The following is a 23,408-nucleotide window of genomic DNA, read 5'->3' as shown; positions in this document are numbered from 1 at the left end:
AGTGTCAGCACCCCTCGATGCGGAAGAGCCGGGCATCGGGGCCCTCGGAATCGACGAGCACGAGGTAGGCGGACTCGGTCAGATCGTTGAGTCCGGCGCGTTCCAGCCCGGAGTCAGCGCGATTGAAGACGTTCTGGCTGCCGAAATCGAGCACGTACGTCACGCTCAGTCGGTCGACGACCTCGCAGACACGAGGGTCGCTGTCGATATCGTGAAGATTCTCGTCGAGGAACATCTCGTCTTCGGTGCGCTCGCCGAAGATGTGACGTTCCAGCACCTCGCGGCCGGCCAGGGCATAAGCGAGGGATGCACCGGTCCACGGGTTCGCCGCGATCAGAGCGTCTTCGGGGACAGTCTGATCCAACCTCTGAAGAAGAAGCCATTCGTCTTCGGTGAGCAGCGATGAGCCCGGGCCGAGGACGTAGGCGTCGCGTGCGGCGGCTGCAGTGGCGGTCACGTTCGCGCCGGCCCCGACGCCGAACAGGCCGACTGCGGCGACTGTCGCTGCCGCGGCGGGAACCAGTCGCGGCAGCGACAGTCGCCGCAGCACACGACGGCTCCCGTCCACGATCGAGAGCGCTCCCAGAACCGCGACGGGGATGCCGGTAACGGGGAGCAGCGCGGCGAGCCGGTAGGAGTCGTTGTACCAGGGGTTGGTCACGAGGTCCCGTACGAAGGTGCCGGCGGGTACGCCGGAGACAAGGATGAACATGAATGCCGCCACGCCGAACGGTATGCCGATCAGGAGATGTTGGGACGGACCTCGGACGATGATGACGAGCCCTACGAGCAGGAGGAGAGCTGTGGCGATCGTGATCGGATAGCCGCGTGGGGCGACGAGAGCCGCCTCGCCGAACGCCTGTGCGGTGCTCTGCCATGCACCCCACCCTGACATGGTGGAACCCGTTCGCCCGAAGCGCCACAGCGCGGCCCCGGTCGTCAGAAGGGCGACGGCGATGCTACCGGTGACGATCCACGTGCGCCGGTCGCGACGGCGTAGCGCTGCGCACCCCAGCTCCCACAACGTCACACAGGTGCCGAACGCGAACAGGGCGAGGAACGCATTGGGATGGGAGAGGCCCACAGCGGCGCAGATCACCAGCAGGAGCACACCTGCCCGCGTCCGTAGCGGACCGGAACGAGCGTGCAGGACGAGAACGACTCCGGCTATGCCTGAAGGAAGGAGCGCGTAGGCCATCGTGTTCGGGTACAGCACGCCGAAGAACAGCAGCAGGATCGGGAAGGCTCCGAAAGCCGTCGAAAGGGCAGCGGATACGATGAGCGCGGCAGCGCGTCCATGGAACAGCACGGCGGCCAAGGCCATGGTCGAGGTCGGCCAGACGAATGCCCCGATCGCGAGGTTCGTCGTGTTGACAGCGAGCGGCACGCTCACGCCGGTCAGCTGCGCGACGAGCGTGACTGCACTGTGCCATCCGTTGGGGTAGAACCCGATGTCTGAGGTTCGTCCCACGGCGAATGCCGAGGCATCGGCGGCGTCGAGGGTCAGGCGGATCGAGTTCAGGTGCACGACATTGTCGAAGGTCTGGGAGATGTTCTCGGGACCGACGAATACATGGGTCAGCTGGGCTCCGATGATCGCCGCCGCCGCCACGAGGCCACCGACGAGTGCAAACATCGTGCGGACGGAAGCTCGCGGCACCGACTCGGCCCCCACCCAGCGGCGCAGGGCGATAGCCACGATCACGGCCGCGACGGTGACGATCGCCACCGGTACCGGCGACCATGCCAGACCGACCAGTGGAGCGATATTGGCACCGACGGCAGCAATGGCTGTCGAGATGGCGGGGGCGAACAGGTACGGCGTGAGTGACCGTGCATTCCATCCGGCGAGCACGACGGCAAGCCCGGGGAGCAGGAAGACAGCGACGGCTACCAGGAACGGCGGTACGGCGATGAGCCATCCCTCGTCCATGCACACTCCCGAGCCTTGTCAGAACAATCCACAAGCGTATCGGACCGAGCCTGATCGCCCACCGATTGGGCCGGTGCGCCCGAAAGGTACACTCGACCCGGCAGTTCCTCGCCGCACTCCGACTCGGCCTCGTCCAGAAAGCTCGCTCCATGGATCTTCTCATCGTCGGTTCCGGATTCTTCGGCCTCACCATCGCCGAACGTGCTGCCGAGGCGGGACGCAAGGTGACGGTGATCGAGCGTCGCCACCACATCGGCGGCAACGCCTACACCGAGGACGAGCCGCAGACGGGAATCGAGGTGCACCGGTACGGAGCGCACCTCTTCCACACGTCGAACCCCTCGGTGTGGGAGTACGTGAACCGGTTCACCGCGTTCACGAGCTACGTGCACCGCGTCTACACGACGCACAAGGGCGTGGTCTTCCCGCTGCCGATCAACCTGGGCACGATCAACCAGTTCTTCCAGTCCGCCTACACGCCGGACGAGGCGCGGGCGCTGGTGCACGAGCTCGCGGGCGAGTTCGATCCGAAGCGGGCGCAGAACCTCGAGGAGCGCGGCATCGGGCTGATCGGGCGCCCGTTGTACGAGGCGTTCATCCGCGACTACACGGCGAAGCAGTGGCAGACCGATCCGAAGAACCTGCCCGCCGAGGTCATCTCGCGCCTCCCCGTCCGGTACACGTATGACAACAGGTACTTCAACGACACCTGGGAGGGTCTCCCCGTCGACGGGTACACGGCGTGGCTCGAGCGGATGGCGGACCATCCGAACATCGACGTCACGCTGAACGTCGACTACTTCGACGAGTCCCAGCCCCTCAACAAGGCGGCGACCGTCGGCCAGGTGCCGGTCATCTACACCGGACCCGTCGATCGCTACTTCGACTACGCCGAGGGCGCGCTATCGTGGCGGACCCTGGACTTCGAGCAGGAGGTCCTCGACATCGGCGACTTCCAGGGCACGAGCGTCATGAACTACGCGGATGCGGACACCCCGTACACCCGCATCCACGAGTTCAAGCACTTCCACCCCGAACGCGCCGATCGGTACCCCACCGACAAGACCGTGATCGTCCGCGAGTACTCGCGCTTCGCCACCCGTCAGGATGAGCCGTACTACCCGGTCAACACCCCCGAGGACCGTGCGGGCCTGCTTGCGTACCGTGAGCTGGCCAAGGGGGAGAAGGACGTTCACTTCGGCGGACGCCTGGGCACGTATCAGTACCTCGACATGCACATGGCGATCGGTTCCGCCCTGTCCCTGTGGAACAACCAGCTCGCGTGAGGCGCGCGCTCTAGACTCGCTGGGTGACCACAGCTGCCGTCGGCGCACCCGGCTCCCCGCGGCGCTACCTCCACTCGCTGTGGCTGCTGTCCGCGCGGGACCTGCGCGTGCGCTATGCCACCAGCGCGCTGGGCTACCTGTGGTCGGTGCTCGATCCGCTCGTGATGAGCGCGATCTACTGGTTCGTCTTCACCCAGGTCTTCGGACGCGGGGTCGGGGAGGAGCCCTACATCGTCTTCCTCATCACGGCGCTCCTTCCCTGGGTGTGGTTCAACTCCGCCGTGACGGATTTCACTCGCGCGTTCAACAAGGACTCGCGTCTGGTCCGCTCGACCGCCATCCCGCGATCGATCTGGGTGAACCGGATCGTCCTGAGCAAAGGGGTCGAGTTCCTCTTCTCGTTGCCGGTGCTGGCGTTCTTCGCGGTGTTCTCCGGTGCGACGGCCGGATGGGGTCTGCTGCTCTTCCCCGTCGCCGTGCTGCTACAGACCATCCTGCTCGTCGGACTCGGGCTCATCGTCGCGCCGCTGTGCGTGCTCTGGGGGGATCTCGAACGGACGACTCGACTCATCCTTCGCGCGCTCTTCTACGCCTCGCCCATCATCTACGGCGTCGCGGACTTGCCCGGGGTCTTCGCCGATCTCGCCGCATTCAATCCGCTCGCCGGCATCTTCACGCTGTATCGAGTGGGATTCTTCCCCGACCAATGGGACACGCTGAGCGTGGTCGTGGGGGCAGCGACGAGCATCCTCATCCTCGTGATCGGACTGCTCGTCTTCCGCCGACTCGAGCGTCCGCTGCTGAAGGAGCTCTGATGGGCGGCGAACTCGCGATCGAGGTTCGTGACCTCGGCGTGCGATTCCGGCGCAACCGTCGCGGACGCCGGAGTCTGAAGGACCTCTTCGCCGGGGCGTCCCGTCGGTCCCGACCGGACGAGTTCTGGGCGTTGCGCGACGTGTCGTTCACTGTCCAGCCGGGCGAATCCATCGGCGTCGTCGGGCGCAACGGCCAAGGCAAGTCGACGCTTCTCAAGCTCGTCGCCGGAGTCCTCCTGCCGGATGAGGGTCATGTGCACGTGCACGGCGGGGTCGCGCCGCTGATCGAGATCACGGGAGGCTTCGTCGGCGATCTCACCGTGCGAGAGAACGTGCGGCTCACAGCAGGCCTCCACGGGATGACGCGCGCTGAGGTCGCGCGCCGCTTCGACGGCATCATCGACTTCGCCGAGCTGCAGGACTTCGTGGACACTCCTTACAAGCACCTGTCGAACGGGATGAAGGTGCGCCTCGCGTTCTCTGTCGTGTCGCAGCTGGAGGAGCCCATCCTCCTCGTCGACGAGGTACTGGCCGTCGGCGACAAAGCGTTCCGGGAGAAGTGCTACCGACGGATCGACGAGCTTCTCGCCGAGGGGCGGACGCTCTTCTTCGTCAGTCACAACGAGCGGGACCTCCGGCGCTTCTGCACACGTGGGCTCTACCTCGACAGAGGGGCACTGAAACTCGATGCCCCGATCGCCGAGGTGCTGGACCACTACAATGCCGACTACAACGCAAACTGAGTCGACGAAGGCCGAAGGGAACTGGGCGACGCATCCAACGGACACTGGCGCCCGGTGGCGGTAGCCGGACTGCATCCAAGTCTGGCGCCGCACAGAGGCTCGCGACTCCGCCTCAAGATCTGCTGCTCGCGATCGACGGTTGAGCGCCCATCAGGGGTTCAAACGCCAGAGCGTGATGGTGCCGTTTCTTGACGAATCCGCGGTACCGGTCGCCGTCGGTGAACTGGTGTAGTCGCGAGTCGCGACCGGCGTCAGGATGTCCGCGTACTCAGCCGCCCAGTCGGGCTCGCAGTTCGAGTCGGTGAGCACCCATCGCGTGTCCGTAGCCAGCATCGCCGCCGGGTCGAGGGCGCCCGCGTCGCGCGCGAGCATGATCGAATCGATCTCGGCTCTGTTGCTCGGCCAGGCCATGCCGAGGTGATAGTTGGCGATCGGCGCCCCGGAGAGCAGCTTCGTCGTGCGGTTGTCGATGCAACCGTCTGTCGTGAGCAGGCCCTCGTGCACACTCTGCGTGGCTTCGCGCGCAAGGGATCCGATAGCGATCTCACGCGATGACTGCGGATCCCACGCGGATTGCATGTAGTCATCGCGAAGGGAGTTCACCCAGTCGGGGAGCGCTGCGACCCACAGGACTCCGACGAGCGCCCAGACGCTCACGAGAGCCAGTGCCGGACCGCTCGGACGGGTGCGGCCGGAGACGGCGGTTCGACGGGAGGAGACGAAGAGGACCCCGGTGAGCCGAGCGCCGGATAGCAGCGCGAGCACCCCGCCGACGAGAAACCCATCGATCCAGAATCTGTACGGTTCGGCGTTGGCGCCCCAGACATCGTTCAGCGCGAGGAGCACGAACGCGGCGATGCTGCCCGTGGTCAGCGACATCGTGAGCGCGTCCCGAACGAGGAAGCCGATGAGCCCGAAACCGACGAGCGCGACCAGAACGACGGCTGCGCCGACCAGCGCCTGCCAACTGACGACGCCGAGATCGTGATTGGAAGCGACACGGTAGGTCAGGAAGTCATCGCCCTGAAGGATCCCCGATACGGTCCAGATGAGCTGCGGTGCAGCCGTGACACCGGCAGCTGCGCCCGCGGCTGCGACGAGGCCCTTGCTCTGAACGATCGCGAGGACGATTCCGGGGATGAATGGCAGCAGGCCGAACACGAGGGTCGGAAGCTGTCCCACACGTTCCGCGAGGACCGGACCGACCGCGAACACGACGACGACAGCGAGCAGCGTGACGGCGGACAGCACAGCGCGCTTTCGCGCGAGTATGAGAGCCGCTGCGGCGGCGATGGCGGCGAAGGTGTACGTCAGCGTGAGGAACGAGTAGGTCTGGAAGCTCGACAGCATTCCGATGGAGGCCGCAGCGATGATCGTGATCGTCGCCCGCACCCAGGTGCGTCGAGGATGCGCCCAGGCCCACACCGTGGCGCAGATCGCGATGATCCCGACGCACAGACCCGCTGTCTCGCCGTTGTTCGAGAACAGTACGCCCCACGGGCCCCATAGCACCGCATGCGATTCGAGTGCAGTGAACCAGGATCCGGGGGTGACGAGATACGCGAATGTTCCCGTGAAGAAGGGCAGCGGTGCGAAGAAGCCCGCCCACCAGCGACGCGATAGCGACACGGCGACCAGGCCGATGGAAAGGACCGCGAGAAACTGCAGGGTGAATGACAGCAGGTTCCAGGCTGTCACGATCTCCAGATTGAAGAGTCGTGCGACCGCTCCGACAGTCGTGTAGTAGAACCGGGGATAGTGGTTGACGCCCGTGAGCGTGACCGGTTCGGTGAGGCCGAGATCGCCGTTGTTCGCGTTGGCGGCTATCGAGAGATACCCCAACTGATCGTGCCAGTAGCGGGTTCGGAGATGAGTGAGCGGATTGCGGCCGGCTCGCAGTTGACCGGCCTGCTGCGCGAGCAGCATGAGGGCGGCCCCGACGAGGGAAGAGGTGAAAGCAAGCGCCAGGCGACGTCGGGATCCGGATATCACCTCGTCATCCTACGGGGACGTCAGCCACCGGCCGACTCGAGCCCGGGGTCGCTCGATCGGCCTCAGCGTGTCCCGACCATGTGGGCGCGCAGCTGGGATCGGTAGGTCGCACCGAGGCCCTCCGGCAGGGTCGTCGATGCGAGCGCGTCGAGGTCGGGCCAGACGACCGATACCACGCGCAGGTCGGATGCCTGACCGACGGCGTTCCCCTGGCCGGAGGTGATCGGAGCCGGTTTGCGGCGGAGCCGTGCGGTCTCGCCCATGATGGCGCCGACCGATACTGCCCGCATCGATCCCACGATCTTCCGCACGGACGTGCCGGGCGGAAGCGTCGCGAGACGACGCATACCCGCGTCGATGATGCGGGCGCAGTCATCGACATAGATGTAGTCGCGCAGGGTGTCCAGAGGCACGTAGATCGACACGGGGCGTCCCGTCACGTAGCTCTCCACGATGACCGAGATGAGTCCCTGGCCCTTTCCCAGATCCTGCCCGGGCCCGTACAGATTCGTGATGCGTGCGACGAAGGCCGACAGCCCGTTCGTCGCACAGGCGCCGAGAAGGGCGGACTCCATCCGCAGTTTCACCTCCCCGTAGGCCGAGGACGGCTGAGGGGCGGAGAGCTCGGTGAACGGTGCGTCGGCGCTGCCGGCGTAGGCTCCTCCCACACTCGAGGCGAGGAACACCCGCGTGCGTGAGCCCTGCTCGAGGGGCAATGACTCAAGGGAGGCCACGAAGGCGTCGAACACACCGGCCTCGGCTTCGAGCAGGGCGCGAGGGGTGGAGGTCACGCCCTTACCGGCACACCAGTAGATCTCCCACGACTCCGCATCCGTGGACATGAACGCGTCGAGGCCCCGTCGCAGGTCCTCGACCGCGGTGTCTGGATCATCCCAGGTGACCGCTGCGCCGAAGACGAGGTCCCCGCGTGTCTCCGCGACGGCACTGCCCAGCAGGCCGCGACCGATGATCCACCTAGCGGGAATTGTCATGCCGTCGGCCGAGAGGACCCGAATCCGGATCGCGAACGATGAGATACGCCGGTTTGCCGAGTGCCATGTTCACCGCAACGCCCAGGTACTCGGCGACGATCCCAAGCGACACGAGGACCGCCCCGATTCCGAGCGCGGTCAGCACCATCTGGGACGTCCAGCCCTCGGGGATGTCCCCCATGCTGAACCTCATGATCACGAGATACAGCGCGAAGACCACACCCCCGACCGCGAAGAGCAGGCCGAGAGCGGTGACGAGGCGAAGTCCCCGGGTGCCCGAGGTGAGGATCATGCGCCAGAAATGAGCCATCAGTCGCCGGTACGAATACCCGGAGCGGCGGTCGCCCTCCTCGCGCAGGTGCACCGGAGAGGTGACGATGTGGGCCGCGACCCAGGAGAGCGCGACGTCCAGGTACACGCCGGTTCCCGAGTACGCCGCCACGCTGCGACCGACCTCGCCGAGGATGAGGCGGAAGCTGTTGAAGTGGGATGCCTGGCCACCGCCGAAGACGGTCTCCAGGAGCCGTTTCGACGTTCGGGACGCGGTGTTTCGCAGATAGCCGTGCGGCGGCTTGTTGGTCGGTTCGGCGTACACGACGTCCGCGGACTCTCTCATCGCCGTGTCGAGGAGCGAGCCGATCGCGGCCGGGTCGTGCTGGCCGTCTTCATCGAGCGTCACGACCCAGTCTCCACCGGATGAGGCGATGCCCGCCAGCGTGGCCGCATGCTGGCCGAAGTTGCGGCTGAGCCACACGGCTTTCACGTACGAGCGCTCGGACGCGAGCGCCCGGATGACCTCGGCGGATCGGTCCCGGCCGTGATCGAAGACGAGTACGACCTCGTGCACGGTCGCCGAGTATCCATCCGCAGTGACGAAGCCGGACGTCAACTCCGCGACCTCGTCCACGACCGACCGCAGAGTCTTCTCGCCGCCATAGACGGGAATGACCACGGAGAGCCGGTGGACATAGGGCACGATCGCGTCCGCGGGCTGAGTCATCGCATTCTCCGTTCGAGCACTTTGTAGCTCAGGCGACGTCCGTGAGCCATCAACCGTGCGCGTGTGTCGCCGATCAAGAGGTCGGAGCGGCCCAGGAGACCCGGGTAGGCGGCGGCGATCCAATGATGGAAGCGCCGCGCCTGTGTCGACTGTTCACGAGTGAGTGCGACGCTCCACTGTGAATTGCTCATCCGGAACGTCGCTCCGGTCTCCAGGTCCGGGACGAAGTCACCGCGCATGAGGACGCGGCTGTAAGTGGCCTGATCGATCAGGTAGGGGAAGTCCGGGAACCAGCCACCGGTCTCGATGAGCACGCGCCGCCGCATCATGACCGACGCCGGCTCGCCGAAGAGATTCGATCCGGCGCGGATGCTCCGGCGTACAGCCTCGCGGCCGCTCATTGGTTTCGCGAGGCCACGCAGTCCCCACGCACCCATCAGGATGTCGCCGTTGGCGTCGACGACATTGCGGCGGCACGCTGTGAGCGCCACTGTTGTGTCGCTCAGGATTGCGGCCTGCCGGGCCAGTGTCCCAGGTAGCAATACGTCGTCACCGCAGACAAGTTTGACCAACGATCCTGTGGCCGCATCCGTCACTCGGTTCCAGTTCCGGGAAGCGCCGCCTCCCGCGTCGGTCTGCAGGACCGTGACGCGCGGATCGTCCAGGAACCGCCGAGCGACGTCGAGAGTGCCATCCGTCGAGGAATGGTCGGCGACGATCAGGCCGAAGTCCACATCGCGTTGCGCGAGAACGGACTGCATCGTCTCACCGAGCGTGCGACCGTTGTTGTAAGCGGGGATGACGACGGACACGAGGGGTGCAGCGGTCATTCCCATCCTTCCGATAACGGCGATCGTCCGAGTGCACAGCAGACCGGAGAGACGTACCGCCTGCGCAGATCGAGTGACGCACGCCGCGGCTGTAGAGCATAGCGCAGAGGTCTGCGCGTCCACCCGGCTGGTCCGCTAGTGCGGAGGTTAGAATTATCCGGTGCGGTCGCTCATCACCGCCGTCGTGGCCCGACCCGAAGTCCGATACCTCTTCTTCGGCGGTCTCAATACGGCCTTCTCGTACGGACTCTATTCCGTGTTCCTCATCGTGCTGCATGCGCTCCGGGTACCGGCGGACTTCGCGATCGCGACGACGCTGAGTTGGCTGATCTCGAACGCGACGTCGTTCGCGCTCCAACGCCGGTACGTCTTCCGAAGCTCCGGGCGCCTGTTGCGCGAGTTCGCGAAGTTCTCCTCGGTGACCTTCGGCTCGTTCCTGGCGAACCTCGGTCTCGGCGTCTTTGCCGTCGCCGCTCTCGGCCTCGACAGTCAAGCCGAGAAGCTCGTGAGTCAGCTCGTCATCACTTTCATCCTCGTGGTAGCGACATACGTGCTGCACAAAGCATATTCTTTTCGCAAGCCGCAGGGTGCCGAGGTGCTGGGAACGGCCGGTGTGCTCAATGTCGAGGCTGAAAACCGAACGTCTCGAGGGGCGCCGCAGGAAGACAACCTGAAGTAGGGATGTTCCTGGGAGAGCAATGAGTCTGGTTTCCGTTCCGTCTGTCGGTGCTGCGCGCCGCACGGTCATCCCGGAAGAGTTCGATGGCCTACGGTACGGGGCACATTCGCGTTGACGGTCGGTCATGCGCCGACGGGCCAGCCGTATAGGACCAGCTCGGGACCAGACATGCCTCCGCCGAAGGTCTGCCACAGGTAGGGGAGAGTACGTACGATCCGTTCGATCTCCCACATGCCCTCCGGGGGCGTGCCAGAGGGCGTCCAGCGTTCGATCTCGGGAAGATCGGCTGCCACACGGACATACACCTCGTGCTCCGGACGTTCCTTGTCGGCGAGATAACGGTTCGCCATGAGGGATGAGGTCAGGATGTACTCGATCCCGGGCTCGGCCTCAAGTGCGTCGTCCGCCACAGATAGCCAGATGGCAATCGTGTCGGGGTCATCCGTTTGGAACGGCGTGTAGCCGTCGTAGGCGGTGTTCTCGGCAGTCACGCCTCGGACCGTCAGCGCAGATGCCGCGACCACACGCGTGTCCGGCGCGAGTGCGTAGGCGAGTTGCGCCAGCGAACCCGAGGCCAGCGTCACCGCGCTGAGCGAGAAAAGGATACCGATCGTCCACGGGCCTGCGCGCCCCGCGAGGCGGCGCTCGACTGGCGCGTCGTCGGGGACGGTGGCGGACATACGCAGTGCGACACGGGACAGCCCCGAAACGCCGATCGCGCCCAGCAGGACAATTCCGAGGTAGATGGGCAGTCCCCACCGTTCCCAGTGCAACTCCAGGCGGCTGAGAAAGACCCAGTAGACCGCGCTGATTCCGAACGGCACGAGATCCCACGGTGCGCGGAGGCCCAGCCACACTACCCCGGCGATTGCGAAGATGATGAGGAGGACGCCGCCGCTTTCGAGGACCTCCTGAACATAGAACAGCAGGTTCCCTCCGAAGCCTAGCCCGCTCGCTCCAAGGTGACCGGCAGAGTTCTGCGCGGTGAGCTGTCCGAGAACCTCGCCTCCGTTCGTGAACAGCACCGGCGACAGCGCGAATGTTCCGCCCAGTACGGCACCGATGGCTGCGGCACCGCGGCTCACGATGCGCATCGGCCTGCGTTCGCGCAGGGCGGCGATGACGACGACTGCAGCGATGATGACGCATCCCACGACTGCCGGGTACTTGACCGTGATGCCGAGCGCGACGCCGGTGCACGCCAGAAGAAGATCGCCCCAGCTCGAGGTTCGCAGGTACCGCAGGGAGCCGAGGATTACCACCATCACCGTGAACGTGAGCGGGATGTCTGGTGTGGCGTACCGAGAGTGCTCAACGAACGGCGGGAACAACGCGACGAACACCGCCATGATCGGGGCCGTAGGACGGGAGACGACCCGTCCTATGAGGAAGGCGAGCGGGATCATCGCTGTTCCGAAGAAAGCAGTGATGGCGCGGGAGATCGCGTAGAATGGAGCGGGGGAGACAGCGTAGAGAAGTTCGGGCGTCGTCCCGTGTCCTAGATGGGCCCACAATTGGTACGCGAGGTAGCTCAGCTGGATCTCCAGGTGATCCGGGCGGGCGAAGAACGCCGGCTCGAAGGAGTTCCTACGCGCCATATCGATGGCGTACTCAACGATCACCCATTCGTCGGCGTGAAGAGTTGCGGGCAGCCCCCAGAGGATGCCACCGAAGCGGACGGCTCCGCCACCGATCGTGGCGGCGAGAAGTAACCAGAGCGCCCAGCGTCGTCCCGTGCGAGAGCGGACCGCTCCGTTCACTCGTGGTTACCCAGGTCGCGGGCCGCCAGGATTGCGAGGGTTTCTGCTCGCGCGCTGAACGAGTGCTCGTTGCGGATGAGCTGAGAGATCTGAGCGAGGGTGCCCTCGTCGGCGAACAACTCGTCGTGATCCCCCTGGAGAAGCGGCACGATCTCGCTCACGCTGCGATAGGTCCGTACTGCCCCGCCGAAGATTTCCGCGATCCCCTCCGCATCGTCGCTGAGCACCCGTCCGCCGGCGGCGACGGCATCGAAGAGCCGGTTGGAGATGAACCCTTCGCGGAGCATGTCCGCCCAATGGTCGTTGAGCACGACGGAGGCTGAGGCGTAGAGCACGCCGAGCTCACGATTGTCGATGTGTGACGCCTTGACGGCACTCGTTGGGATGAACGCCTCCCAGTTGCTCCCGTACACCTGTATCGGCAGACCGCTGCGGACGGACTCCATGACTACCGGACGTGGGACACCGCGACTGTTTCCGACGAAGACGATGTCGTCTCCGCGCCTGCCGGATTCCGGGCGGAACCGCGTGGGATCCGTGCACTGCAACAGTGGCTCGATGGATAGTCCGAGGCGCGCGGACATGACTCTGGCCCATCGCGTGGAAGCGGCGAACACCCGGTCGAAGGCGCGCAGCTCGCGGGCTGATACGAGGTCCGGATGGCTGATGACCCAGAGGTATGACAGCTGGCCGGCGGCGGGCACGTACTCGTGCAGTCCCCGTAGAACGATCACCGCGTCATCGAGGTAGGCGGTCGAACGGTGCCGAGCGTCCCAGGCGTCCACCACGACGTCGTGTCCCTGCTCCCTCAATGCCTCCGCGAGTGATCGGGCGAAGTGTGTGTCGCCCCATGTCTCGCCGAGCGGACCCGCCGGGGACGCCGTCTTGATAGCCCAGCGGATGCGCTCGCCGCGTCGCAGTCGCGTGACGATCGCCGTCAGATGGCCGGTCGGTGCGGGATGGATCGTCTCGTCTTCCTCGTCGTCGGCTATCGCAGGTGGGGGCACGTCAATGCCGACCATTGCGAAGCCGAACTGTCCGAGGATGTCATCGATGTCATCCGGCGGGAAGGACCTCGTCCTGGCGGCGAGCGCGCGCACATTGTTGGCGGTATCCACCGAGAGGTGCGAGGGGTGTCCGCGATCGATCGCCCGCAGAGTGGTGTCGATCCTGAACTCGTAGCCGCTCGCGCGCAGGTCGGCACTCAGGGCCTCGATCTCCAACGAGTTGTACAGCAGTGGATCGAGTCCTCCAACATCGCGCAGGTGAGCTGTCGGTAATGCGAGGACGCGCGAGGTAAGTGCGGGCACAGATGCCAGCCCCGTCACGACCGCGAGGTCTTCGACGGGATGGTCGTTGAGGACGCGCACCGGTGGAGAGCCAGGACGGGGTATGGCGGAACCGAATCCCTCAACAGTGCCGGTAGAGGTCAAGACCACCGGGGCGATGGCGAGTCTGCGCTCCGGGTCGGCATGGCCGGCCAGATCACGGAGCGTCTCGGCGTCCGCCGAGGCGTCCGGGCCTACGAGCACGAGGCGGTCGAATTCTGCGAGCGGGAGCGCGCTGTTCACGAGATAGGCGAACGACTCGGCGCCGCGCAGGAGAGGGACGACGTTGTTGTGCATATGCCCGAGCAGCCGCGCGGCTCGCCAGCGGCTCGCCAGCGGCTCGGTCACTGAAAGAAGGACCTGGACGTCCTCGGCTTCTGCCAGCAAGCGCGCAAGGGCGATGCTCTCATCGATGACGGTCGTCGAACCGCGGGTCATGATCAGGTATGTGACTCCGGCGCGGAGTGGGGTTGCCGCGAGGTGCTGGTGCCGAAGCCTGACGGCGACATTCCAGCCATATGCCTCGGTCGTCGAGATGCGATCCGCCGCGTCATCGTCGTTGTCGTAGTCGGCGCCGAGCGTCGGAACGTGCTCCAACGGATAGCGTGCCGCGAGGCGCAGGACGAGGTCGTAATCGACGGCTCGTCGCAGGGTCTCGTCAAATCCTCCCACGGCTCTCAGAGCGTCGCGCGCGACGACGAGTACGTTGAGATCGACGGTGTTCCCGGTCAACAGCCGGCGGTGATCCGTGGCACGCCCACGGTAGAGCACGTGACCTTCGCTGCGGCTGGCCATCGACGCGAAAGCGACCTTGGACCCGGATCCTGTCATCGCCGTCATCATGTCTTCGAGGAACCGGGGCTGCCAGGTATTGTCGCTGTCCAGAAACGCGACGTAGTCACCGGCTGCTGCCGCTATTCCAGCGTTGCGCGCCGCGCAGACGCCCTCGTGCTCCCGACGGATGACACGAATGCGCTCGTCTCGCTGCGCGACTACGTCGAGGACGACCAGGGTGTCGTCCCACGACCCGTCATCGACGACCAGCAGCTCCCAGTCGTCCCAGGTCTGCGCGGCGAGCGACTCGACCGCGCGGCGCAAACCGACGGGTCTATTCCAGACCGGCAGCACGATGGAGACGAGCGGTCTCGTTCGCGCGTCGGGGAAGCGGTTGTGCAGTGTCGGCGGGTGCGTGGGAGCGGAATCCGGGATGCGGGCATGGCGATCCGCGACGTGCGTGCTCCATTCCCGCGACGCCTCCGTCAGAGCGTTCCGCAGATCCTGCCAGCGCGCTGATGCGGCGGGGCTGCCTTCGACGATGAGAGCGCTCGTATCGCCGCGGGAGAGGCGCGCCGTTAAGTGTCCGACCGGTCCGCCGGGATGATCCGCGCTGTCGGGATGGTCCTTGAGGTAGGCGACGGAATCCCACCATGTAGCGGTGCGCACACCCCAGGCGCGCGCGTTGACGTAGTCATAGATGATCGGACGGCCGCTGATCATCATCTGCGCGTCCAGGCGGTCGGGGTCGATGAGAGGGTTCACCGTCGCGCCGCTGAGATAGCCGACCCGGACGTAGTGTGCGGCGACCTGCGCGGCCGTCATCGGTTCGAGGTCCAGCTGTCGCGCGTAGAACTCGGCGTCGATGATTCCCGATGCGAGCAGGCGTTCCGCGCGGCGGGCGGGGTCGCTCGCCTCGAGCGCGGTGCGCACGCCGGGCACGCGTCGCAGGAGCCGGGCAACATCGTGCCTGACGCTCATGAATCCGTCCTATTCTGTGAGCCGGGGAAATCTGCGTAGAACTCGTGATCACGGGGGCGACGTGGCCGGTGCAACAACGGCAACGGGCGCCGATAGCCCAACGCTAGTCGGAGCGGCGGGGCGAGCCTCGTCGGAGCGTGGTTCTCGTAGGGCCGCGGGGCATAGTCCTCCCGCATCTGCCAGATGTGCTCCTCGACGCCCGCCATCTGCGTCGGATAGCTTCGCCGAAGCGAGCGCAGCAGCACATCTGATCCCAGCCAGAATGGGTCGTTCCGAAGGACGTCCAGCTTGATCACCGGCAGGCGTCCGTCGTCGAGGGTGCTGTCTGCGAAAGCTGACGAGGTGTTGAGCCTGTCCGACTCGTCTGGGCGCAAGAGCCTTCGCGCGGTGAAGTCGTCGTCGTGAAGCGAATCGTACCGCGCAGGGAAGCTTCGCTGGCGCCGGTACAGCCAGTGTGCTCCTCGCGCGTTGGCGCGCAGGCGCTCGGCCACTGTCGGCGTGAAATAGGAGCCGATCGTGAAGCCCGCTGCCCGCATGGCTGCGCCCAGTCCGACCTCTTGGAGCGCGATGGCGGACAGTCGGTCGGGCGCAGGCCTGGCGTCCATCCAAAAGCGACGAAACGCCTGAGAGTGCAGCGCGGGACTCGTGAAGTGCAGGAAGTAGCTCTGAATGTGGAGGCCGAGTCGATGCGTCATCGTCATGCCCCATACCTCCACGGGCTGGCGCGACATCTCCGCGATGACGTCGGCGAGCGGCGTGAAGAACCCGACGTAGGAGTCATTCGTGAGCAGCAGCTCATCGTAGTCAGCAGCCCATCCCAGACGCTCAAGGGCGTCACGCCATGAGCCGAAGTCGTGGCCGAAATTCGGGCGGCGGAGGAGCGTAGCGCGTTCCGTGATACTCGAGATCGCTGAATCGGTCAACGATGCCGATGACGCGACCACGACGTCGTCGTAGACCTGGCCGATTTCTTCCAGCTGTCGCAGGAAGTACTCGGCGGCGCCGCCGCGCGAGTCGAAGTGGGCGACCACGGCGAGACGTTTCACGGCGTGGGCTCCGTCACCTGCACCGGCCCCAGCGGCGGCATCGGCCGCCAGGACCGGTCCTTCGCGATCCTGCGCCCGTCGCGCAGCCCTCGGAAGAGGTGGCGCGTGCCGCCGGCCTTCCGCTCGACGACCAGGAGTCGGATGATCTCCTTGCCGAAGGTCAGCGCGGTTCCGATGCCGAAGAGCGCCGGATTGTAGACGCCGAGTTCGCGGTAGTAGCGCTTGATGTGCGCGCGGTTGCGCATGATGTAGTACCGGTAGGCGTCGCTCGACGCGTTCATGTGGCGGATGCCCATGTCCCACTGCTTGATCTCGCGCGTGCGGCGCAGCACGAACTCGTCGACGATCACCGATGTCGTGATCCGTGAGGCGAGCCAGCCGTACAGCTGGTCGTCCCAGTAGATGAAGAACCTCGGGTCCGGAAGGCCGATCCGCGCGACGATGTCGCGGTGGATGAACATGCCCTCGAAGCAGCCCGAGTTCATCTCCTTGAACCCCGACTCGTCGAAGCCCGCGGGCGCGAAGGGGATGGGAATGCCCATCCGATCGGCGATCCGGTACTGCCAGTAGAACTCGCTGCCGTCGTAGTCGTAGCGCCTGCCCTGGATGCTCTTGAACCGCGGGGCCCACCGGCCCATGCTCGCGAGCCCGTCGGGGAGCACCTCGACGTCGTCGTCCATCAGCCAGATCCAGGTCGAGCCGAGCTCGTAGGCGACCCGCATCCCCTCGCTGAATCCTCCCGATCCGCCGGTGTTGGTCTCGAGCCGGCGGTAGACGATCTCGGTGCCGACGCGTTCCCGGAACGACTCGACGACGTCGGTCGTGTCATCCGACGACGCGTTGTCGACGATCACCACGTGGCCGGGCTTCGGGTCCATCCGTTCGATGCTCTCGAGCAGCCTCGTCAGGAGCGGCGAACGGTTGAAGGTGACCACCGCGATCGTCGCCGTCGCTGGGTCGAAGCCGCTGCCGTGCTCCACGCTCATCGTCGTCCTTCGAACGTGTCAGCCCACTTCTGCGCCGAGGTCAGCTCGGGCGCGGCGGAGCGGTAGCGCCGTGCGAGGGATGCCCATTGCTTGCGGAGCTGCCGGTGCAGCCGCACGCTGTCGATCAGCATGCGGCGGAAGGTCGCGCGGTCGCGCGTGTAGATGTTCTTCCCGGAACCGTTCGCGGCGCTGACGAGCGCGCTGTCGAACAACGGGACACGCCACCAGTGCGCATTCTCCTTGCCGAACTCCACCTCGGGCTGCGCGACGTTCTCGGGCTTGGGCTCATGGAGCCAGTGCGCGATGAGAGCGGACGCGGTGAACCAGCGCAGCCGCCATCCGGCCGGGCTGTCGAACTCATGGTTCCGAAGCCGCTTGAACACCTGCATCCCCCGCCGTGACCGCAGCGGCACCCCCGTGTCCTTGTGGACGATCGTCTCCGGATAGTCCTTCGCCAGGGTCCGCGCGTCGGGCATCGCCGTGGCGAGGTTCCGCCACATGTGCTCCGGTCCGGAGAGGATGTCCCGGATGGCGCGATGCCGGAGCGCGACCGGGTAGTACTGCATCATCATGAGGTGCTTGAGGTCGACGCGACGACTGTGCCGCAGGAGAGTGCCGCCCTCCGGAGCGCCGGAGTGGAGGAGCCCCGCGACGATGCGGTTGCGCACGTGGAAGTACGCCTGCCAGTCGATCGAGTCGTCCTTGCCGACCCATGAGACGTGCCAGAGCGCGACGCCGGGAACCGAGACGGTGGGGTAGCCGGCGTCCCGTGCGCGGAGGCAGAACTCCGCGTCGTCCCACTTGATGAACGCGGGCAGCGGCAGGCCGATCTCGCGGATGATCTCGAGAGGGATGAGGCACATCCACCATCCGTTGTAGTCCGCGTCGAGTCGCATGTGCAGCATCGGCGACTGGCGCAGGTTCGCGACGCTGAAGTCGTGCGGCAGCTTCTCCTGGTAGAGCGCCCGCCACATGAAAGGCGCGTCGTCGACGACCTCGGCCCAGGCGTGCAGCTTCGGCCGGTCGAGCAGGTCGAACATGTGGGCGCCGACGATCGTCGGGACCGAGGAGTAGCGGCCGAAAACGACCGATCGGCGCACCGACTCGGGCTCGATGCGCACGTCGTCGTCGAGTAGCTGCACGAAGTCGCTCTCGGGCCGCTGCAGCGTCTCGCTCATGGCGCGCGCGAACCCGCCCGAGCCGCCGAGGTTGGGCTGCGTGAGGATCTCGAGCGTATCGCCGAGCGCCGAGGCGACCTTCGTGTAACCGGGTTCGGCGTCGACGCGCTGGGTGCCCTGGTCGACGACGAAGACGCGGTCGATGAGATCCAGGACGTCGGGGGCGTCGGCGAGGTTCCGCAGGGTCTCGACGCAGTAGTCGGGCTTGTTGAACGTCGTGATCCCGATCGACGCCTTGCCGGTGCGCGTGGGCTCCTGCTCGGTCGTCCACTCCGCGCCTTCGAACACGGCAGAGTTCTCGTCGGCGGCGATGTCGAACCAGATCCATCCGCCGTCGCTGTACTGGTCGAGCCGAAGTGCGAAGTGCGCGGTGGAGTCGCCCTCCACTTCGCGGGTCTCGAGGCGCTGCTTGATGCCGCTCGCGGTGGAGCGATAGACCAGGATCGTCGCGACGCCGGTCGTGCGCACGGTCAGCGTAACATCGCGTACCGGGGTCCAGTGCTGCCAGTACGAGGCGGGGAACGCGTTGAAGTAGGTGCCGAACGACACGCGGCGGCCGGCCACGATGCGGGCACGACGTCGATCCAGGATGTTGCCGAGCTGAGCGCGACTCGAGACGCGGACGGGCTCCTCGTCGATCACCGACCAGGTCTCGGGGTCGACGTAGAGGGGAAGCAGATCAGGGTCGCGTTCCAGGGGGAACACGACGTTCTGAAGAACATGGGTCACGGGTGAGAACTCCGGTTCGGTCGGCGATCATGTAGGCGTCGAGCCGGGAGTGAAGCCTACCGTGCCCGCCTATCCCCGCCCTGAACGTCGCCCGGCCGCGCCGTGCAAACGCTCTCGGCCGACCGTCGCGGCCGTCACCCGCTCAGCAGGCGGCGCCGGTAGCGCAGCTCCTTCGCAGCGGTGGTGTTCGTGCGCGCGTCGAAGGGCAGCACACCGGACTCGATCTCTTCGATCATCGGTCCGGTGCCTTGCAGGAGCTCCTCGATGATCCGCTCCGCGAGTCTCCGAGGAAGACCGATGTCGTCGGCGAACCCGAGGACGATGCGACGAGAGAGCCCGGTCCGCTTGCCGTGGACGGGCAGGGCGAGTGACGAGTCCCCGTAGAACACTGTCGAGGGCAGGTCGTAGGCGGGTGAGACGCGGTACTCACCGTGCGCGTCGGCAACGATGGACAGGTTCTTGGCGTGCTGGTCGCCGTTCCCGGTGAGCACGGCGAAGACGATCTGACGGAACAGATCGCGCACGGCGACCCGCTCTGCGACGCATAGTGCTGCGAGCGAGTGCACCGCCTCGGCCGCTGTCATGGAGTATTTGTCAGCCGGCCACAATCCCATCGTCTGGCACGCGTCCTCGACGGCGAACAGTTCCGTATCCCCGCCGGGGGAGTCGGCGCGGTCGAAACGATCGACGAGCAGGCCGGGGCGATCGTCGACATCGCGGATGACGCGGGCGCGTACGACCGGCAGGCGGCAACGGCGGGCGAGATCGATGAAGTAGGCCTCGTTCTCGACGACGTGCGGAAACTCCGGAGGGTCGAGCTTGAGGATGATGTCGCTCGTGCCGGTGCGTGCCGGCAGTGAGATCATCCGTCCCGACACCTTCTCCTGGATGCCGGGCAGGCCGACGGGATCGACGCGTTCGATCAGGTCCGCGAAACGGAGGGTGCGCGGGTCGTCGATCTCGATCAACGGTGCGACCGGTCCGAGCGCTGCACCGGTCTCAACGATCTGCACGTCACCGACGGTGTCGGCGCCGACGGCGCACAGGAGGGAAAGCTCGTCGTCCGCGGACGCTTTGATCGCGCGCCTGAGCGCGGACAGTCGGCGTCCCTCGGGGAGGAGTCCGGCGAAGAACGCCGGCACGGCTCCAGGGGGAGTCCCCACGGCGGAGCCCAGGGGCAATGTGGAAGCGACAGCGGGGAGCCCGGCGGCGAGGTAGTCGGCCGTGTACTCGAAGAGCGTCGCGTCGTCGGTGCGGCGCAGCTCGGCTGCTCTGACGCGGTTCTTGTAGACGTCCGCGACTCGGACGCTCACCTGGACTCGTCCCGGGGCGCCGTCGTGCCGCGTAGCGTCAGGGTCAGCTCGAGGCCGAGCGCCGTTGCGACCGCGGTGAGCACGTCGAGTCGTACCGTGGCTTTTCCTCGTTCGACCTCATGGACGGAACGCGCGGACACGCCGGCCAGATCGGCGAGGTCCTGCTGCGTCAGGCCGAGTCGGCGCCTGCGTGCTTTGAGGGTCTCGGCGTAGGTGTCCACCGGATCTTGCGCAGCCATCCACCCTCCTCACATATGAGCGATCGTGCAGATTCAAAGGATCGTACGCATGAGGGCTCCGGAATTCAAGCGTGAAGCGAGCGATCGTGCAGATTTCCTAAAGTCGGGGACTGTTGCGCGCGTGAATGCCATGCTTTCTGCACGATCGCTCAGAAATAGCCGTCGGTCACCGGCGGCCGTCACGCGCCCGGGCGATCGTGCGGCAGTTCCGGCGGCACGGGCGTCTGCGCGCGCACGCGGTCCCGCCAGGAGCGCGACTGCCCGGCGCGGGCCGCGCACAGCACGAGCATCAGCCAGCCGTAGCCGTGGATGGTGAAGCTCTCGAACATCGAGTCGACCAGGAGGGCGACGAGGATCAGGGGCGTCCACGTGTAGACGACCGAGCGCCGCGCGCTCGCCTCGACCCATCCGCGCACCAGGGCGATGCCGCAGATCAGCAGGAACAGCAGGAGCCCCAGCCATCCGATCTGCACGAGCACGTCGAAGTAGGCGTTCAGCGCCGACGCGTGGCGCTCGCCGAGCATGACGTTGATCGAGAGGAACGGGAACTCGGTCAGCGACCACGGGCCGTACCAGCCCCATCCCTGCACGGGGTACGAGCGCACGTAGTCGAGGATCGTGTTCCACAGGTCCGCGCGGGTCGAGAAGTCCGAACCCGCACCGAGGAACGCGATGATCGGGTTCCTCGCGAGGTACGCGATCACCAGCCCCACCACGACGATGCCGCCGAGCGTGCCCTGCAGCACGGGGCGTCGCGCGGCGGGGCTGTGCCGGACGAGCACCAGGGCGAGGGTCGTCAGCGCCACGATCGTGGCGATCACCAGCACCGTGGGCGAGTCCGACAGCACGGCGAGTCCGCCCGCGAGCACGACGGAGAACACGGAGAGCCCCGTCGGCACCGACGAGGTGCGCCACTCCACCACGAAGGTGATCAGGGCGAGCACGGCGACGAACCCGAGCGCGTTGCGGGTGCCGAAGATGCCCTGCACCGGACCCAGCTCGGCGATCGTGCCCTGGATGCCGAGCGGGGCGAACGGTGTGTCGAGCAGGATGCCGAAGAGGATCTCGGCACCGAGCGAGATCGACAGCAGCCACCGCATCACGTCGCCGAACGCCCGGGCGGTCTGCAGCGTGTCGCGCACGTGCGCGATCGTCAGGGCGAGCAGGGCGAACGCGGCGAGGGAGATCCAGCCCGCCAGCGACTTCGGCTTGTCGGTCGACCAGACGATGCTGATGCCCGCCCATGCCAGGAACAGCACGACCGACACGGGCGCGAGCCGGAGAAGCGACAGCTCGCTGCGTCGCGCGACGAGGATGCCGACCGCGACGACGCACAGCCCGGCGACGACCGTGATCAAGGTGACGCGCCCGGAGAGCCGCTCGATCGCGAACGCGCCGAATGCCGCAGCGATCGTCGTCAGGGTGAAGGCGCGTGCGAACCCTGCCGAGCGCAGCAGGTCGCCGAGCGGCGACGCGGAGGCGGCGGCGGTCATGCCGCGTCCGACACCCGCTCGCCGCGCTCGATCGCGACGGACTGCTCGGCCGGCCCCACCCCGACCAGCGGCGCCTGCGTGACCTTGAACCCGAGCATCACGACGAACATCCACCCCCACAGCAGCAGCGGTCCGGACTCTGCGAGTCCCTGCACGAGCAGCACCGTGGCGACGAGGGTGGGCAGGAGGGTCAGGGGCGAGTACGGCCGGTCGGAACGCAGATCCCAGCGCGGCCGGTCGATCGCGAAGAACCACGACCGCCAGATGAACGCCAGATAGATGCCGGCCATCAGCACGAGCCCGACGATCCCGAGCTGCAGGAAGACGTCGATCCACATGTTGTGCGCCTGCATGACGGTCTCGCCGTGGTCGACGATCCAGCCGTCGAACATCGGATCCGACGGCAGCCACGGCGTCGCGAACCCCCATCCGATCACGGGATGCTGCGCCGCGCGCTCGAGCACGCTCTCCCAGATCCCCAGGCGACCGGTGAGGTCGCTCTCACGGCCGAGCGCCGAGAAGATGACCTCGCGGCCGAACCAGAGGACGGCCGCGGCGAGGACGGCGACGGCGGCGTAGACGACGTAGTAGACGGTGCGCCCGCCGGGTCTGCGGACCGTGCGCATGAGCAGCACCGTCGCGAGGACGACCGCCACGGCGGCCGCGGAGAGGTAGGCCGTCGCCGACCCTGCCCGCACGAAGAGGAACGCGGCGAGCAGGCCCCACGCCGGCAGCAGCAGCCGATGCGGCGCCTGCGCGGCGTAGCGGATGCCGAACACGATGAGCGCGAGCAGTGCCGCGACCGCCAGCAGGTTGGCGTTGCCGAAGATGCCCTGGATGCGTCCGTCGTCGAACAGGTTGTTCCGCGACCAGTAGACGATGGGGTCCATCTTCTCGGCCGGGATCCGGAAGCCGGGCAGGATCGGTCCGCCGACGAACAACGACACGGCGAGCTCGAAGAGGATCGAGAGCCCGAGCACCCATTTGAGAGCGGCGGCGATCGCGGCGACCGTCTCCCTCCAGGTGAGGACGGCCGCGACGAACAGTCCCTGCAGCGTCGTGATCGCCAGCAGCAGCCAGGTCACCGCGGTGGTCCCCGGCCACGCCGACCACAGCAGCGACAGTGCCGCGAGGGCCACGTAGCCGAGCACGAACCAGGGGAGACGCTGGGGGTTGACCGCCGGGCGCACCGCGATCCAGAGGCCGATCGAGACGGCCGCGCTCGCGATGGCGACCGCGGCCGTCCCGTTCTCGCCGATCGTGTGCACCCACGCGACGCCGGCGAGCGCCTGGAACAGCACGAACACGCAC

The 23,408-nt window shown here is 66.5% G+C and carries 18 protein-coding genes; 4 read left to right on the top strand and 14 right to left on the bottom strand.

The genetic code is table 11. The features are described from left to right. Positions 1-4 precede the first annotated feature (4 nt). Positions 5-1,933 (bottom strand): DUF6541 family protein, encoded by a 1,929-nt coding sequence (locus GVL03_RS14910; RefSeq protein WP_159501797.1) that lies wholly within the window; start codon positions 1,931-1,933, stop codon positions 5-7. A 149-nt stretch (positions 1,934-2,082) separates the two neighbouring features. Here GVL03_RS14910 and glf point away from each other — a divergent pair, with 149 nt between their 5' ends. From glf to GVL03_RS14895, 3 genes are read left to right on the top strand one after another with little or no spacing between them, the layout of a single operon-like run. Then, the gene (gene glf / locus GVL03_RS14905; RefSeq protein WP_159501796.1) at positions 2,083-3,219 is read left to right on the top strand and encodes a UDP-galactopyranose mutase; all 1,137 of its coding nucleotides are present in this window, start codon (positions 2,083-2,085) and stop codon (positions 3,217-3,219) included. Between the two features lie 23 nt (positions 3,220-3,242). Next, positions 3,243-4,034: an ABC transporter permease gene (locus GVL03_RS14900; protein ID WP_159501795.1), complete on the top strand. Its 792-nt coding sequence runs from the start codon at positions 3,243-3,245 to the stop codon at positions 4,032-4,034. Further along, on the top strand, positions 4,034-4,777 hold the full coding sequence (locus GVL03_RS14895; RefSeq protein ID WP_159501794.1) for an ABC transporter ATP-binding protein: 744 nt from the start codon (positions 4,034-4,036) through the stop codon (positions 4,775-4,777). Before GVL03_RS14900 ends, GVL03_RS14895 begins: the two co-directional genes overlap by 1 nt. A gap of 150 nt (positions 4,778-4,927) precedes the next feature. Here GVL03_RS14895 and GVL03_RS14890 read toward each other — a convergent pair whose 3' ends face one another. The 4 genes from GVL03_RS14890 to GVL03_RS14875 all read right to left on the bottom strand — a co-directional run bounded on the left by GVL03_RS14890 (position 4,928) and on the right by GVL03_RS14875 (position 9,573). After that, entirely contained in the window at positions 4,928-6,769 is a 1,842-nt protein-coding gene (locus GVL03_RS14890; protein WP_159501793.1) for a hypothetical protein, read from the bottom strand. 62 nt (positions 6,770-6,831) lie between these two features. Beyond that, positions 6,832-7,761 (bottom strand): NAD-dependent epimerase/dehydratase family protein, encoded by a 930-nt coding sequence (locus tag GVL03_RS14885; protein WP_159501792.1) that lies wholly within the window; start codon positions 7,759-7,761, stop codon positions 6,832-6,834. Beyond that, the gene (locus GVL03_RS14880; RefSeq protein ID WP_159501791.1) at positions 7,745-8,761 is read right to left on the bottom strand and encodes a glycosyltransferase; all 1,017 of its coding nucleotides are present in this window, start codon (positions 8,759-8,761) and stop codon (positions 7,745-7,747) included. Before GVL03_RS14880 ends, GVL03_RS14885 begins: the two co-directional genes overlap by 17 nt. Next, entirely contained in the window at positions 8,758-9,573 is an 816-nt protein-coding gene (locus tag GVL03_RS14875; RefSeq protein WP_235038187.1) for a glycosyltransferase family A protein, read from the bottom strand. Before GVL03_RS14875 ends, GVL03_RS14880 begins: the two co-directional genes overlap by 4 nt. 178 nt (positions 9,574-9,751) lie before the next feature. Here GVL03_RS14875 and GVL03_RS14870 point away from each other — a divergent pair, with 178 nt between their 5' ends. Beyond that, positions 9,752-10,270, top strand: coding sequence for a GtrA family protein (locus GVL03_RS14870; protein WP_159501790.1), 519 nt, complete (start codon positions 9,752-9,754; stop codon positions 10,268-10,270). A gap of 122 nt (positions 10,271-10,392) precedes the next feature. Here GVL03_RS14870 and GVL03_RS14865 read toward each other — a convergent pair whose 3' ends face one another. The 9 genes from GVL03_RS14865 to GVL03_RS14825 form a co-directional block, all read right to left on the bottom strand. Next, positions 10,393-12,030, bottom strand: coding sequence for a phospholipid carrier-dependent glycosyltransferase (locus tag GVL03_RS14865; protein WP_159501789.1), 1,638 nt, complete (start codon positions 12,028-12,030; stop codon positions 10,393-10,395). Further along, on the bottom strand, positions 12,027-15,113 hold the full coding sequence (locus tag GVL03_RS14860) for a glycosyltransferase (protein ID WP_159501788.1): 3,087 nt from the start codon (positions 15,111-15,113) through the stop codon (positions 12,027-12,029). The genes GVL03_RS14865 and GVL03_RS14860 overlap by 4 nt, the downstream gene beginning before the upstream one ends. Continuing rightward, positions 15,110-16,159 carry a rhamnan synthesis F family protein gene (locus GVL03_RS14855; RefSeq protein ID WP_159501787.1) on the bottom strand — a complete coding sequence of 350 codons (1,050 nt, stop codon included), beginning with the start codon at positions 16,157-16,159 and terminating at the stop codon, positions 15,110-15,112. Before GVL03_RS14855 ends, GVL03_RS14860 begins: the two co-directional genes overlap by 4 nt. Continuing rightward, positions 16,156-17,145, bottom strand: coding sequence for a glycosyltransferase (locus GVL03_RS14850; RefSeq protein WP_159501786.1), 990 nt, complete (start codon positions 17,143-17,145; stop codon positions 16,156-16,158). Before GVL03_RS14850 ends, GVL03_RS14855 begins: the two co-directional genes overlap by 4 nt. Next, complete coding sequence (locus GVL03_RS14845; protein ID WP_159501785.1) at positions 17,142-19,052, bottom strand: glycosyltransferase; 1,911 nt, start codon at positions 19,050-19,052, stop codon at positions 17,142-17,144. The genes GVL03_RS14850 and GVL03_RS14845 overlap by 4 nt, the downstream gene beginning before the upstream one ends. A 134-nt stretch (positions 19,053-19,186) precedes the next feature. Next, a complete protein-coding gene (locus GVL03_RS14840) occupies positions 19,187-20,365 on the bottom strand; it encodes a type II toxin-antitoxin system HipA family toxin (RefSeq protein WP_159501784.1) in 1,179 nt (392 codons plus the stop codon). Further along, a complete protein-coding gene (locus GVL03_RS14835) occupies positions 20,362-20,604 on the bottom strand; it encodes a type II toxin-antitoxin system Y4mF family antitoxin (protein ID WP_159501783.1) in 243 nt (80 codons plus the stop codon). The genes GVL03_RS14840 and GVL03_RS14835 overlap by 4 nt, the downstream gene beginning before the upstream one ends. A gap of 179 nt (positions 20,605-20,783) precedes the next feature. Next, complete coding sequence (locus GVL03_RS14830; RefSeq protein ID WP_159501782.1) at positions 20,784-22,097, bottom strand: O-antigen ligase; 1,314 nt, start codon at positions 22,095-22,097, stop codon at positions 20,784-20,786. Continuing rightward, positions 22,094-23,408 (bottom strand): O-antigen ligase (locus GVL03_RS14825; protein WP_159501781.1); only part of this gene is annotated, 1,315 nt, incomplete at its 5' end. The genes GVL03_RS14825 and GVL03_RS14830, both read right to left, overlap by 4 nt.

This window comes from Microbacterium sp. 18062 (genome assembly GCF_902706225.1).
Lineage (GTDB): Bacteria > Actinomycetota > Actinomycetes > Actinomycetales > Microbacteriaceae > Microbacterium.
Note: the sequence above shows the minus strand (reverse complement) of the source record. Positions and strands in the feature narration are given on the sequence as shown.

Coding starts and splice junctions, on each gene's coding strand:
- GVL03_RS14910 (WP_159501797.1), bottom strand. CDS start 1,933: ATGGACGAGGGATGGCTCATCGCCGTACCGCCGTTCCTGGTAGCCGTC.
- glf (WP_159501796.1), top strand. CDS start 2,083: ATGGATCTTCTCATCGTCGGTTCCGGATTCTTCGGCCTCACCATCGCC.
- GVL03_RS14895 (WP_159501794.1), top strand. CDS start 4,034: ATGGGCGGCGAACTCGCGATCGAGGTTCGTGACCTCGGCGTGCGATTC.
- GVL03_RS14885 (WP_159501792.1), bottom strand. CDS start 7,761: ATGACAATTCCCGCTAGGTGGATCATCGGTCGCGGCCTGCTGGGCAGT.
- GVL03_RS14880 (WP_159501791.1), bottom strand. CDS start 8,761: ATGACTCAGCCCGCGGACGCGATCGTGCCCTATGTCCACCGGCTCTCC.
- GVL03_RS14860 (WP_159501788.1), bottom strand. CDS start 15,113: ATGAGCGTCAGGCACGATGTTGCCCGGCTCCTGCGACGCGTGCCCGGC.
- GVL03_RS14850 (WP_159501786.1), bottom strand. CDS start 17,145: ATGAGCGTGGAGCACGGCAGCGGCTTCGACCCAGCGACGGCGACGATC.
- GVL03_RS14835 (WP_159501783.1), bottom strand. CDS start 20,604: ATGGCTGCGCAAGATCCGGTGGACACCTACGCCGAGACCCTCAAAGCA.
- GVL03_RS14830 (WP_159501782.1), bottom strand. CDS start 22,097: ATGACCGCCGCCGCCTCCGCGTCGCCGCTCGGCGACCTGCTGCGCTCG.